General features: G+C 71.8%; 1 protein-coding gene. It reads right to left on the reverse strand.

Annotated features, from left to right (window positions below; translation table 11 throughout):
- Positions 1–255: transposase (locus QM019_RS12835; RefSeq protein ID WP_282853318.1), on the reverse strand; the 255-nt coding region annotated here is incomplete at both ends.

The raw sequence follows: 255 nt of genomic DNA on the forward strand, positions 1-255 counted from the left end.
CCGCGACGATGCGCTGGTAGATGCCCCAGGTCGCTTCGACCTCGATGTGCTCCTCGACGGCGAATACCGCGTCGAGGCGGGCGGTCTGCTTCTCGGTGAGGAAGCTCGCGCCGGTGTGAAGGATGCGGCGGACACCGTAGAGCGGGTCGCCGGCGTGGCCGCGGTGCCCGAGGGTGTCCTGCTGGACGCGCTGCCGGGTCCGGTCCAGGGCGTCGCCGGCGAGGCGGACGACGTGGAACGGGTCCATGACGGGGA

The organism is Gulosibacter sediminis (assembly GCF_030011715.1).
GTDB lineage: Bacteria > Actinomycetota > Actinomycetes > Actinomycetales > Microbacteriaceae > Gulosibacter > Gulosibacter sediminis.